Genomic DNA, 12,764 nt, shown 5'->3' on the forward strand with positions numbered 1-12,764 from the left:
CCGTCGTGGATCGATTGTCGAATGGGGCAGAATGCAAAACCATGGAGGTGTTTGCAACTCTGCGCTATGAGAATCCCCGACGATCCATCACTGAGGGCAAGCCAGCTGGGTGTGACATGGTTGTTGATCGAGCAGAGGCCGTTATTCTTCCCATAGGCGTAGTAGTCCAAAGGATAGCTCCCAAGTTCTTTTCCGAAATCCTCCTTCCATACGGTTGCAGTGGTTGCAAGCGGCAGCTTCTCAAAGGCGACAATCTCGCAGGGGGCTGTTTGTTCCCACTTTGCATCCCAGGTTCGTCCCAGCCGCTGGGCCTTTAATTTCCCATATCCTTGCCGGGTGGTGGACGGGTATTCAATCATGCAATCAAGACAGAGGGTCTGGGTTTTCTCATCAAGTCTGGCTGTTCTGCTCCAGCGCACAGGTTCCGACCCTTCACCACCGATGGTGATGATCCCGTTGGCGGTGGATGCTTGCCAGACGACATTGGTGCTGCTGCACAGGCGCTTGCCATACACAACCCAGGGGGCCTTGATTGCATGACACAGTGTGGAGGATCCGATTTGTGTTTGCAGGACAAGCGTTCCCTCAGACTCTGTTTCCAAGCTCAGGGGAGCACTCTTCCAACCCGTCGTTTCGATGACAGGAGTAGCAGGTGCATACAGCTCCAGTACGCGCTCATGCAGTGTCCTTGCCAGATCAATGGATTCCTGAGCCAGGGCAATAGCGGTCTGGAGGCGACGGACATTCATCACCGGGGCCGATAATCCGAAGTGCGTGGTGCTCAAAACCTGCAATCTGGTGCGTATGGTTTGCATGGCGAGTTGTTGAAGTTCTTCCGGGAGGGTCGAGCTCCACTGATGAAAATCATCCTCTGCTGAAAAACTAAGGTTGGCGGATGCCATAACCAGGCTCTTTGCCGCATCCCAACAGCTTCTTGCTTGGGTGACCATGGTCCAAAGGCGATGGTTTTCATATTTTTCCGCCCAGGACGCATAGCCGTCGAAAGATCCATCGGCCAGGTCCTGCCCGAAGGAAATCGCTGCTGCGTTCTCACATTCGGCCAGATATTCGCTCGGTTTGATGAATGAGACATACCCAAGGCCGGCAATACTTTTGATCAGGCGGTAGAGACCGGCGAAAGAGGGGATGGCAAAGCCAAGGGAGGGTGGGAGGAAACCTTCCCAAAAGGTGTCGTCGGCATCCATATCCAGGACAACGATGAGGTCGGAGGGCTTTGTCAGGTCCAATTGTTCTTTTCTGATATGCTTGAGCATGCGGCGGGCACTCAGTCCATACTCTGCCAAGTCCCCTTGGTTGATAGCCGGCAGCAGGCGGATCGACTCCCCGCTGTTTTCATCCACCAACAGCAGTGGGTTGTAGCGTTGCCCGACGCCAAGCTTCGGTACGAATGAGCCGAATCCGTTGAATGGAATGGCGCTGTAATAGACTGAGATGGTATCGATCCCCAACTGTTTGTAGAGCTTGAGATGAGAGGGCGTTACCATGCACTCCTGGGGCCTGGCTATGGATGTGCAGGTGTTGAACACATCGATGATTCCCGACCCATCGGGGGCCCTCAACGCCCATTCGATGGCCAGCTTGAACTCTTCGGTGGTATGAGCACTCAACAGGCCGTTGTTCCAGGACATCACATGGATTTCATCGAGGTCTGAAGCCACCCGTTCTTTGATACGCTTCAGAATGTCGGGTGCATGTCGGGGGATAAGGGTGCCCAACGAGAATACATTATCGAAATCCCAGGCACAGTGGACGGTGAGGCCCTCTCTTCGCAGTGCATCCAGGTCATCCAAGATGCCTCTGATAATGCGTATGTCCTTGCCGAAACCCTGCTCATCGGCGCTGTCGCCGCGATAGGAGTGGTAGAAGTTAACATGAAAGCGAGGGCAGAAGTAGATCTTCCTTTTGTCTCTCGGTTTCATACAACCTCCGTTGGAATAGAGTGGCAATCATCTATTACTATAGCCGAGGATATTGTGCTGTCAAATCAAAAAGGAGTTTTTCACCTTGAGGTTGCACACATCGGCATCGGCTCTATGCAATAGGGTTTACTATACACGGGGAACTCATCACAACGTGAGGCAATGTTCGTCAAGTAAGAACTGATACAGTCCTACGTGAAGGATACCTTTTTCATCTGTCCAAGGCTTTGCGTATGTTTTTGTTATCAATATTTTCTTGAATGAGTCGTTGATGCCAAGAAGCGGTCTCAATTCTTGCTTTTTTTTCATTTCGGATTCAAGATTCAACGCTGTTTGGATATAGTACTTTGAAGATCCGGAATGTACTACAAAATCAATCTCACATTGTTTCTGAAGCCTTTTTCCCTCACCGGTTGTCTCTGTGATTTCAATTACACCAACATCGACACAATACCCTCTTCCTACCAATTCATTAAAGATGATGTTCTCCATGATGTGACTTTCTTCTTGTTGCCTGAAATTGAGTCTTGCATTTCTGAGTCCGATATCAGTGCAGTAGTATTTATTGGGATATTGGAAATAGTGTTTTCCTTTTACATCAAAACGTTTAGCTTCTTTGAAAAGGTACGAATCGAGTAGATATTCGATATATTTCGCTATTGTTTCCGAGGCGATTTTTCTGCCTCTGTCACTTGATAGTGTTCTTGATATTTTATTTGCATTTGTTAAAGAGCCTATAGAAGAGCAGAGGTTGTCTGTTAGTTGGCTCAGGACATCATGCAGCTCAACGTTATACCGTTCGATGATATCTTTAAAATATACTTCAGTGAACAGACTTGAAAGATATTGTCCCTTTTTCTCATCGGATTGTTTTGAGAGGGTAAAGGGCATACCGCCGTACATTGCATATTGCTCATATGCTTCAGCCTTTTCTCCTCCTATGTAGGAATAATACTCTTTGAATGATAATGGAAGGACATGAATGACGTCGCCTCGTCCCCGAAATTCTGTCATGACATCTTTGGAAAGGAATTTTGAATTACTCCCTGTTACATAGAGATCAACATTTCCAAGGCGCAATAACCCATTAAGAACACTGTACAGCAAAATAGGTTTGTCAGGATTTTTTATCTCTTCTTGCGAAATCGCATACTGTACTTCATCAAGAAATACATAATATTGTTGGTTCTTTTCTGTAATACGCGAGCGGATGAATTGGGAGAGCTGTTTTGGATCACGCAGATTCTCGAATACATCATCATCCAATACAATTTGTAGGATATTATCTTCTTTCACCCCATCCTCGAGGAGATAGTCACGATAAATCTTGAAGAGAAGATAACTTTTTCCAGATCTTCTTAATCCTGTTATTACTTTGACTTGTCCATTAAATCTGCTAGCCTTAAGCTGTTCCAAGTATTTGGTTCTCTGAATATGCATAGTCCCTCGGTTGAAAGTACGTCTACATGTTGACTAACTTTCAACTCAATTATGCCTCTTTCTTTGTATGAATGCAAATAAAATCGAAAGTTGGTCTACATGTCGACCAACTTTCAAGTTTCCGACTACAGAAGTTCAGGTGATGGTGCACAGTTCTGTATTGGCTCCTTCGGAATAACTAACGACACTGTACGTTTCAGTCAGATATGGACCAGTGGGAATTGTTGCATCAAAGGAGACCCAGAGCCCGTCCAGAAAGAGTTCAGACCGGTAGCGGATGTAGGTCTCCACGGCAGCATTCTGGATCTGGCATTCAGAGAAGTACATGTCGTTCGTCTCGAGTCTCTTGGAAAGCGCGCAGGGCTCATCCTGTAGTCGGCGCTGGGACGCTGGTTGAAGGGTATGTCGACCGGCATGTACTTCTTCCACGCTGTGATGCGGATGTCCCTTCCCTCCATCAGGCTGTAGTGGATGGCGATGGCACTGAACACTGCGGCATAATCAGAGCAGACGCCATAGAGTTTGGACGCCGATCGATGCTTGTCTCTACCTCCTGAATAAACCGGATTCATGAAAAACAAAGAGCAGGGCAAGCGACTGGGTGAAATCTCTCTGAAAAGCAAGGGGTTGTCACCTTGCTGATTCCCAGGTGCGGCGATACAATCAAGCCGATGGATGGTGAGGTCGAGCGAGCAGAGCGGTGGGGCAAAACTGAGCATCGTATACACTACCGGTAATCCATACCAAGCTTGGCTGGATGAGGAAATAAAACAATGGGAAAAACTACAAAGCGCACAAAAAGTTCAGGAACTGCCAAATCCTACCCCCTCAGTGGCGAGCAGGCGTTGCAGGTTCTGTCCATGTTGAGGCAGAATCATCCTGAACTTGAGAGTGAGATTTCACAGCTCTCTTCTGGTGTGTTCAACGATGTTTCCATCGAGGATGTCGCACAAGAGGTGTATTACGCTCTCAACTCCCTGGAAGCTCATGATTGCTGGGAAGCATCAGGAAGACAGTGGGATGGTGGGTATCGTGATGAGTACGAAGTTGCAGATGAAATGGTCATGGAAGCTTTTTCTCCCTTCCTGTTTCAGATCAACACGTTTCATGCCATCGGTGAATTTGCTTCGGAGTTGACATATATTGAAGGTGTCTTGAAGGGGCTTTACCAGTTTCAAAAGGAAGCAACCACCGACTTCAGCGACTATACCGAAGACTATCCTGATTCGTTTGCAACGGATATCCTCAGCGATTGGCGCCATCGTCATCCGGATGACAGTTCGGGTCTGGAGACACTGCACTCCTTTCTCAGCGAGCAATGCCCCGACTGGGCCGATGCTTTCATCGCAAGGTGAGCGGCTTTGCACCACCCTCCTTCAGCCTGACACTGAGCCTTGTGTTCCGTCCCTGTTGCTTCTGGTTTTTGATTGCATAGGCAACGGCTTTTTTCTCACCTATCAGCACCAATACTTTCTTGGCGCGCGTTACCGCAGTATAGAGCAGGTTGCGCTGCAACATGACAAAGTGCGACATCATGAACGGCAGGACCACGATGGGATATTCAGACCCCTGCGACTTGTGGATCGTCGTGGCATAGGCGAGAACAATTTCATGCAAATCCGATCGATCGTACACAACCGGGCGGTCGTCAAAGGTAATTGTGATCTCCTGGTCTTCTGTATTGATATCGGTGATCGTTCCAATGTCACCGTTGAAGACATCCTTGTCATAGTCATTCTTGATTTGCATGACTTTGTCCGTCAGGCGATACTCGGTACCACCATGGGTGAGAGTGGGGTTGCCTGAAGAGGGATTCAGTCTCGCCTGCAACATCCTGTTCAGGTTTGCTGCCCCTACGACACCACGTTGCATGGGTGTGAGTACTTGGATGTCCCGTATCGGATCGACATGGTAGTAGGCAGAAAGCCGTGTGGCCGCCAAATCCAGAATTTGTTCCAAAGCATCCTGGGCCGAGTTGCTTTCGATGAAGAAGAAATCGGAAGTCCTGCTGTTTGCCGTATCGATGCTCCTTCCTTGGTTGATGCGGTGGGCGTTCATGATGATGCGGCTTCCCTGGGCTTGCCGAAAGATTCGCGTCAGCTTCACTACCGGCACCAAACCCGATGCTATGATGTCCGACAGTACATTGCCGGCTCCGACTGAAGGCAGCTGATCGGTATCACCCACCATGATGACCGTCATGGCAGGTGGAACCGCCTTGAGCAGATTGTGCATCAGGATGATATCGATCATCGAGCATTCGTCAATGATCAGGACATCCCCGTCAAGCGGATGGTCGGCATTCCTCTGGTAGCCCTGCGGTGGTTTGAACTCAAGCAAGCGATGAATGGTTTTTGCTTCCATCCCCGTCGCTTGAGTCATTCGCTTTGCAGCCCTGCCTGTGGGAGCTGCACACAGTATGCGTGATTTTGTGTGTTGAAAGGCCTGGATGATGCCGAGTGTGGTTGTTGTTTTGCCGGTACCGGGCCCGCCGGTGAGCACCATGAACGTACTCTGCAGGGCTGTCATGATGGCCTGCAGTTGCATCTCATCGTATGAAATCTCCCCTGGCTTGGGATGCTTGAGGCGTTCGATGATGTGCATGCACTCCTCTTGGCTTCGGGGTGTGGATGCGATGAGTCTCAGAATCTTCTTTGCTACCCCTGTTTCAGCGTGATGGAAGGGAGGGAGGTAGATGGCTTCATCGTCGGCGATGATGTCAGCGGCCTCTACCATCCCGGCCAAGACCGGTTTGAGCTTATCGTCTGTAGTCTCTAGCAGAAATTCAGCATGCTCGAGCAACTGTGGGATAAGGGCAAAGCAGTGGCCGTTCTCGCTCAGTACGTTGAGGGTGTAGAGGAGGCCCGAACGCAATCGTATTGAAGCATCCTTTGCCACTCCAAGCTTCTCTGCAATGGTATCTGCAGTCTTGAATCCGATCCCCCGGATGTCATCGGCCAGCTTGTATGGATTCTCCTTGATTACGGCAATGCTCTGCTCCCCATAGGTTTTGAAGATTCTCGTGGCATGGGTGGTGCTTACTTCGAAGCTTTGGAGAAAGAGCATGAGGTTCTTGATTTCCTTTTGCTCGAGCCAGCTCTTGCGCATCAGTTCAAAGCGGACCTTCCCAATGCCGCGGATGTCTTGCAATCGATTGATATCCTGTTCCAATATCTCAAATGTCTGCAAGCCGAAGGTGCTGACTATCTGCTTGGCGTAGTAGGGTCCTATTCCTTTGATCAAGCCTGAACCAAGATACTTTTCAATGCCGTCGATGGTGGCAGGCAGCAACTCCTCACAGGATTGGACGCTAAATTGTGTTCCATAGTTGCTGTCGTGTTTCCAGAATCCCTGCAGGCTCAGTACCGAGCCTACCACGGCCGTCGGTATTGCTCCAACGACGGTCACCAGGTCATGATGACCCTTTGCTTTGCATTTCAAGATGACGAATCCACTCTCTTCGCTCTGGAAGGTTATGCGTTCGACGACGCAACGCAGCGTATCCATGAAAATCTCCCTGTTATTTGAAGTCCACCCTATGACAGGTGACGTTTTCAGAGCGTATTCAAATATCCGTGCTCCATCAGCAGCTTCTGAAACGCTTTCTGGTTCGCCTTTCTGACCACTACGTTGTTGTTTTCCGCCCTGATCACCAGTTTTTTGAAGGCTGGATCGGTGGAGAACATCCTGCGTATCTCAGGATCATCGGGAAAGGAGTACAGCAATACCTGTTCTCCATGGGCGAACAGGGAGGAACGTCTCTCAACGGATTGGAAGAACTGGAGCCACCTTGCAGAGGGTTCCGCATCGATGATGAGTTTGAATTTTTTTATGCGATGGAGTATCTCCGAAGAGGAGGTGCAACCCCTGATGAAGGAGGCTTCGGTGATTCTATATCGTTCTTGGCCCAGGGGAATCCCGATCTGGTCCAGGAACAACCTTCGTTCCAAGGATTTCCCTTTGATGGTTACCAAGAGAAGTTCTGTATCGGTGATGGTTTCAAACACCTGTTTCTTCTGTTGGGGGCGTTCTTCTACCATATTCAAGCACCAGGCTCCGAACGAAGTGAGTCGAACATGAGTCAGGGCCTCGTAGGGTGTCAGTGGGTGCAGCTTGTCATTCTTGGTCAATAGGAGCTCGGGCTTTGTTTCTCCAATGTCAAAGAGGCCGAGTGATGCAAAAAGGTAGAGATACGCACTGAACAAAGGACGCTCAAACAAGGGTCGTAGCAATGCCCCTGTCGGGTGGAAACCCTTGTCGTCATAGGCTGTGTATTCGGCATAGGGCAACTGGATTCGCTGACCACGGATGGTGAGGGCGGAATACAATATATCCTGATTGGAGAACTGCAGAAAGAAGCCATGGATGATGGATGATTCGAAGAGTTCATTCACCGAGTACCAAGGCCCCACCTGCAGGCTTGTGAGGGCTTTTACAAGATTCTTTCGTGATGCATCGTCCAAAGCCGTCGAATAGGAGTAGCCGCCGCTCAGGCTGCATTGGTCCAGCAGTGAATAGTATTCAAAGAAACTGCCATAGTTGAGGTTCGTTTTGGGATTTCTCATAAAGAGCATGGACTGCACCAGAGTCTTGATCATAGCCATCCCGTCATCCGGCCTTGTAAGGGTGTTCGGTCCAAAAGTCAGCACAAACTTGGCCAGCAATACCAGGGGGTCAAGGTTGTATTCCGAGGAGAGCGGAAAGGGCGGCAGTCCGCACAAGGCCCTGAGATCCTTGATATTTCCTTTCAACAACCCCTTTCTGATAATTGTGTTTAGATCCCTCTTCTTGATGAGGGGGATCAAGGATTCAACGAATAAGGGGAATACTTCATGTATCTGGTTCTCGACGCTCCATACCTGTGATTCTACTCTATCCAGAGGCCGGGGGATGTAATTCTCCTCTTTGTACAGAAAGGGGCGGAACAGGTTTGCAAAAAGTTCATCAAGATGAAGAACATACTGGTCATAGACAGTAAACAACCCCAGCCGATATTTTGAGTTGGGTCGGAACCGGGTGTTGTAGTAGTAATAGTAGTGTTTCGTGTCCTCGATGATGAGAGGCTCGTCCACCTCCCAGTCCTGGCTTCTTGTATCGATATACTGGTTATAACAACCTGCTTGTATCAGCTTCTGCAGATAGGGGGGAAGGCAAGAGAAGAAGGCATCGAATGCTTGCTGGGTAGGGAAGTCGAGCAGCCGGGCGATCTGATCGCATTGTGTAGATTTCTGGACTTTCTGCAGGGTTTCCCCAACCAGGCATGTTTGGAACCTGGTCAGTTCTTCTTGGGTGAATCGTTGTAATTCAATGGAAAAGGCCTGTGCCGATTTCGACAGCTTGACCTTTGGCTCCAATTCCAATTCCAAATTATGGTGAACACTCTGTCTCTTTGCTGCCATCTTTTACCCCAACAACTGTTCGATGTCTTCTACGGACAACGCCTTGACTGCATTGGAATCGGATGCGAGCAAGGAGGACGCAAGATCCGCTTTTCTCTGCTGCAATTCCAAGATCTTCTCTTCGATGGTGTCCTTGGCTATCATTCGGTAACAAAAAACAGGATTTGTCTGGCCTATGCGATGAGTCCGGTCGATGGCTTGGTTTTCCGCCGCCCTGTTCCACCAAGGGTCGACAATGAAGACGTAGTCTGCGGCAGTGAGGTTCAATCCAAGGCCTCCGGTTTTCAAGGTCATGACAAAGGCTCCGATGGATGGATCACTTTGAAAGCGCTGGACCAACGACTGGCGGTCGACGGTGGCTCCAGTCATGACCAAATGCTCAATCCCTATCGATGAGAGATCTTCGCTGATCAGCTCGATGGTTGCCAGGAAGTTGGTGAAAATCAGGCACTTGTGGCCATCGTTGACCAGGGATGAGACCACATCCTTGCAATAGGACCGTTTGGCGGAGATTCCTGGATACCCACCATCAGCTTCCGGAACCGAGGCCAAGCGGCGTAGTTCAGTAAGCGCCTGTAGGATCATGAAGGTGTTTTTAGCAATGCCTCCTTGTGATACCGCTCCGCTGACTTTCTGCTTCAATTCCTCCCTGCGTTTGTGATATATGGCCAAATGCTGGGGCTCCAATTCAATATATGCGGTCTGTTCGGTTTTCTCGGGAAGATCCTTGAGAACATCCTTTTTTACTCTTCTGAGCATAAAGGGGTAGAGCCTGGTTTTCAAATCCTTGAGCGCATCGGGGTCTTGGTTTTCCTGGATTGGTTTCAGGTACGTCTGCAGGTATTCTTTCTGGCTTGAGAAAAACAGCGGATTCAGGAATTGGAAGAGGCTGTACAACTCAGAAAGGCCGTTTTCCACCGGCGTTCCGCTCAAGGCCAAGCGGTGTTCAGCTCGCAGTGCAAGCACTGCGTTCGTTGTTTTGGTTTCCAGATTCTTGATGGTTTGCGACTCATCAAGAATTATGTAGCAGAAACGCATTTTGGCGAGTTCTTTCGCGTCATTGCGAATGGTGGCATAGCTGGAAAGTATGATCTGTACCTGCGGGTCCTCAAGCTGCGATACCTGCCTGGCATTTCCATAGTAGAGCGTGCAGGAAAGTTCGGGAGCAAAACGTGAGAGTTCACTCTGCCAGTTGAAAATCAGGGAGCGTGGCACCAGGATCAGGGTGGGGGCTTGGTTTCCTTTCTTGTACAGGTTCCGCAGCAAGGCAATTACCTGGACGGTTTTCCCCAAACCCATCTCGTCGGCCAGACAGGCTCCCATGTGGTACTGCTGCAGGTACTCCATCCATTGCACCCCATAGGTCTGATACGGTCGAAGTGTTCCTTCGGCCAGTTCATACGTGGCAGGTTTTTCACTGAGTGTATTGAATCCTTGATAGAATGCCTGCATACGGTCGGCTCCATCCCCCTTGATATGCAGTTCGGCTTCTTTCTCCAGGGCAGGGATGTCGAAGAAAGAGACTTGCACCGTCTCTTTTTGCTTCGATTGCTGATGTACCAGCCGCTCAAAGCGTCTCAGCTTTTTCATGTCGGGATAGACGCGCGAGCCGTCATTGAGCATGATGAAGCCGTTTTTTTGATACTCGGATAGGAAGCGGGTGAAGGAAAATGTCTCGTTTTCCAGAGAAATCTCGGCATCACCTTCAAAATAATCGATGCCGCTTCCCAAGGAGAGCCTCAATTTCGGTTGTGCAAATTTGAATTTGAACTTGCTCAGTATCGCAGCTTGGAAGAGGGTGAACCGCGCGATGAGCTCTCCCATGGAGAGGGAGAGGAATCGTTGGGCGAAATCAGATTCCAGGATGAAGTGCCCCTCCTCCTCGAATACAGAGGTTTTTGCCTCCTTGCCCATTTTTGCAAGCAACGCCCGAAAATCTTCTGCAGGATCCTCGGGATACACCACCTCTGAGATGCTCAGCCGTTTCTCCGCTTCATCAATTTGGACGACTTTGATGATGTCTTGTTCTTCAAAGAAACCGGGGGGATAGGATTGTAGATGGATGAGCGGGAGAATGTGAAGGTATCCATAGGCATCAATCTCCTTGAAATACAAGCTTGGATTGGCATGTACCGGATGGGTGTTGTGTATGCTATAGCCTTCATAGGCAAGAGTGATCGTGGGAAACTTGGAAAGAATCAAGGATAGGTAGGTTTCCAAGTCAGATGCTTTCAGGCTGGCATTCAGAATGTTCCATTCATTCCAATAGGGACCCAAATCCTCACAATGGAAGACTTGGGTGCCGAGTACGACATGCTCGCATGAGATTGGATGGATTGATGTACCCTTGTTTAGTACTGTCTGATCGGCCGTACGTATGCTTGGATAAGCGGTCACCAGGTGTGCTTGCGGAGATTCCAGCACCAGCTGTATGCTCGATTCCTCGTTGCTTGGCTGCAGTATGTGGTGATTTTCATCAAGCAGAAGCTGGGATCGAAGAGCAAGCTCGATAAGCCTCGGGCCGGGATCATGCACAAGAAAGCCTGTTTCCAGTTCGCTCAAGGCATCCCAACGCAGATACTTCTGCTCCTTCTGATACATGAGGAAGAACTCCCTCAATGCATTGCGGATGCATCCGGTATAGCGGTGATAATCGGGTTCGCAGGTATTTCCTTTAGAATCCAGGAGCTGTAAACCCCAACCGTCTTTTTTTTCTATCAGATGGAAGAAAAACCGACCAGTCGGTTTTGCCTCTCCTTGAACCGCCACCACGGTGGTATCCTTCTTCGGTCTGCCACGCTTACCTGTCGTTGATTCCATGATAAGAGATTATGCACAGGACGAAGCAAGGAATCAAGGTGAGCGGGTCTGCATGCAATTCAATTCTGAGCTTGCAAGGGCTGTGGTTTACCAGCTTCGATGATGTATGATGCAACATACTGGTCGATGCTGCTCCCTGGAACCCATGATGAAAGGATTTCCCTGCTTGTGTCTTTGGGGAACAGCCTGACACTGATGAAGCCTGCATCGACAAGCAGATGCCTGATAATCTGTACATGTTCGGCCCCTGCTACGCAGCCTGCAAGCAAGCGGAGGTCATCCCGGATTGCTTGAGGAAGGTCTGCAGTCGCCACCACATCGGATACACAAAGGCGCCCGCCGCTCTTCAATACCCGGAAAGCTTCCTGAAACACCTTCTGTTTGTCCAGCGAAAGATTGATCACGCAGTTGGAGATGATCACATCGACGCTGTCGTCCTTGATGGGAAGATTCTCTATTGAACCTTCGATGAACTCGACGTTTGTGTACCCAAGTCTGGCTGCATGTGAGCGTGCAAGGTCAACCATATCCCTTGTCATGTCGACTCCGATCACTTTCCCGCTCTCACCGACCTGCCTGCGGGCGAGCAGGCAATCGAATCCACCTCCGCTGCCGAGATCCAGGACAGTCTCTCCTTCCTTGATGGCTGCAAACGCCAAGGGGTTGCCGCAGCCCAACCCGAGGTTTGCTCCGCCAACACCTGCAAGAACGTCGTCTTGTTGATATCCAAGCATGGATGACAATCGGTCGAGGTCTTGGGGCTCGAAAGAGCAGGAACAACCTGTGCTGCAGCATCCGCTGACCGATCCATTGCGTGCAATCGCCCCATATCGCTCTTTGATGTAGTCGGTGATCACCCGATGGGTATGCTGTTTTTTCATGCGTTCTTACCAGGGAACCACGATTTGGTTCTGTTTGCGATCTTGACGAGCGTCAACATGACCGGAACCTCAACCAGCACACCGACCACCGTGGCAATGGTGGCCCCGGAGCTCAGGCCGAAGACCGAGATCGCGACTGCCACGGCAAGCTCGAAGAAGTTGGAGGCCCCGATCATCCCGGCCGGGGCTGCTACATCATGTGGCAGCTTCCATGCCTTGGCCCACAGGTAGGCAACAAAGAAGATGAAGAACGTCTGGATGACAAGCGGGATGGCGATCAAAAC

At 49.8% G+C, this 12,764-nt stretch carries 9 protein-coding genes; 1 reads left to right on the top strand and 8 read right to left on the bottom strand.

Features of this window, described 5'->3' with window-relative positions:
* The 3 genes from B3F49_RS08300 to B3F49_RS08310 all read right to left on the bottom strand — a co-directional run.
* Positions 1–1,940, bottom strand: a 1,940-nt coding sequence (locus tag B3F49_RS08300; RefSeq protein ID WP_293910343.1) for a hypothetical protein, incomplete at its 3' end; no start/stop codon positions are given.
* A 147-nt stretch (positions 1,941–2,087) separates the two neighbouring features.
* Positions 2,088–3,380: an ATP-binding protein gene (locus B3F49_RS08305; RefSeq protein ID WP_298505880.1), complete on the bottom strand. Its 1,293-nt coding sequence runs from the start codon at positions 3,378–3,380 to the stop codon at positions 2,088–2,090.
* Positions 3,381–3,515: 135 nt separating this feature from the next.
* Entirely contained in the window at positions 3,516–3,707 is a 192-nt protein-coding gene (locus tag B3F49_RS08310; RefSeq protein ID WP_293910347.1) for a hypothetical protein, read from the bottom strand.
* Positions 3,708–4,153: 446 nt separating this feature from the next.
* Between B3F49_RS08310 and B3F49_RS08315 the strand changes: the two genes are divergently transcribed.
* Positions 4,154–4,735, top strand: coding sequence for a hypothetical protein (locus tag B3F49_RS08315; protein ID WP_293910349.1), 582 nt, complete (start codon positions 4,154–4,156; stop codon positions 4,733–4,735).
* Here B3F49_RS08315 and B3F49_RS08320 read toward each other — a convergent pair.
* From B3F49_RS08320 to B3F49_RS08340, 5 genes are all read right to left on the bottom strand, one after another.
* Positions 4,722–6,887, bottom strand: coding sequence for an ATP-dependent RecD-like DNA helicase (locus tag B3F49_RS08320; RefSeq protein ID WP_293895178.1), 2,166 nt, complete (start codon positions 6,885–6,887; stop codon positions 4,722–4,724). The genes B3F49_RS08315 and B3F49_RS08320 overlap by 14 nt on opposite strands.
* A 47-nt stretch (positions 6,888–6,934) precedes the next feature.
* The gene (locus B3F49_RS08325; protein WP_293895181.1) at positions 6,935–8,779 is read right to left on the bottom strand and encodes a hypothetical protein; all 1,845 of its coding nucleotides are present in this window, start codon (positions 8,777–8,779) and stop codon (positions 6,935–6,937) included.
* Positions 8,780–8,782: 3 nt separating this feature from the next.
* Entirely contained in the window at positions 8,783–11,599 is a 2,817-nt protein-coding gene (locus tag B3F49_RS08330; RefSeq protein WP_293895184.1) for a DEAD/DEAH box helicase, read from the bottom strand.
* 59 nt (positions 11,600–11,658) lie between these two features.
* Positions 11,659–12,480 (bottom strand): arsenite methyltransferase, encoded by an 822-nt coding sequence (gene arsM / locus B3F49_RS08335; RefSeq protein WP_293895187.1) that lies wholly within the window; start codon positions 12,478–12,480, stop codon positions 11,659–11,661.
* The coding region (locus B3F49_RS08340) for an arsenic resistance protein (RefSeq protein WP_414712518.1) at positions 12,477–12,764 on the bottom strand (288 nt) is incomplete at its 5' end. The genes B3F49_RS08340 and arsM, both read right to left, overlap by 4 nt.

Origin of the sequence: Sphaerochaeta sp. UBA5836, from assembly GCF_002432845.1 — a bacterium.
Taxonomy (GTDB): Bacteria; Spirochaetota; Spirochaetia; order Sphaerochaetales; family Sphaerochaetaceae; genus Sphaerochaeta.